We start from the raw sequence: 1,214 nt of genomic DNA, 5'->3' as shown, positions 1-1,214 counted from the left end.
TGGTGCAGGCAATGAAACCACGGCGAATGATGCGGGTAATGTGGATACCGTTGCTCCTAGTATTTTGGTCAATGCACCAGATAATACAAATGACACAACCCCTACAATCACAGGTAGTACTGACGCTGCACCGGGATCAACTGTCTCTATTATTGTGACGGGTAGCAATGCTGCAGAGCAAACTTTTAATGCTGTCGTGCAATTAGACGGTAGTTTTACGGCAGATGTACCTAGTGCACTGGCTGATGGCAATTTTTCAGTTAGTGCAACAGTACAGGACGAAGCTGGAAATTCAACGACGGTTAATGATTCTGGATCGATTGTTTCAGCGGTACCCAGTTTAACGTTAACAGCACCGGATAATACGAATGACGACACGCCGACAATAAGCGGTACCACAGATATATTGTTAAATGGTTCGACGGTAAACATTTCTGTAATGGACAGTGGCGGCGTTGTGCAGAATTTAACTGCTCTTGTACAGCCTGATGGCAGTTTTTCCGTTGACGTGCTTGCTTCTATGGCGGATGGTAACTACTCAGTAACCGCTACGATTGATGATGGCAGTGGTAATATTGCAAGTGCGTCGGACTCTGGAAATATTGACACTCTCGCACCAAGTTTAAATCTAGTGATGCCAACGGGAAGTGATGATGCGTCCCCTGAAATCAATGGTTCAACCAATGCATTGCCAGGTACGTCAGTGGCGATTGTTGTCACTGATAGTGCAGGTGTTATTCAGAATTTAACGGCAATCGTACAAGCCAATGGTAGTTACGCCATTGAGGTGCCCTCAGCGTTAGCAGAGGGGGATTACAGTGTATCCGCCACGGTAGCGGATGCCGCGGGTAACGAGACCATCGCCAACGATACTGGCAGCGTGGACACGGTGGCGCCCACGTTAACGGTGGATGCCCCCGACAACAGCAATGATGCCACGCCGACCATTACCGGCACGAGCAATGAGCCAGACAATGCGGTTGTGTCGCTCTTGGTGACAGACGAAGCGGGCGTTGAACAAGTCCTCAGCGCCACGGTATTAAGCGGTGTTTACAGTGTGGATGTACCAGACGAATTAGCAGAAGGTACCTATACCGTTGATGCCAGTATTACCGATGGTGCAGGCAATGAAACCACGGCGAATGATACCGGCAGTGTGGACACGGTAGCGCCCACGTTAACTGTGGATGCGCCAGATAACAGCAGTGATGCCA

The 1,214-nt window shown here is 49.4% G+C and carries 1 protein-coding gene; it reads left to right on the top strand.

Translation table 11 applies throughout. The features are described 5' to 3' along the window. Positions 1-1,214 (top strand): Ig-like domain-containing protein (locus tag GPLA_RS03780; protein WP_040513868.1); only part of this gene is annotated, 1,214 nt, incomplete at both ends.

Origin of the sequence: Paraglaciecola polaris LMG 21857 (genome assembly GCF_000315055.1) — a bacterium.
In the GTDB taxonomy this organism is placed as follows: Bacteria; Pseudomonadota; Gammaproteobacteria; order Enterobacterales; family Alteromonadaceae; genus Paraglaciecola; species Paraglaciecola polaris.
Note: the sequence above shows the minus strand (reverse complement) of the source record. Positions and strands in the feature narration are given on the sequence as shown.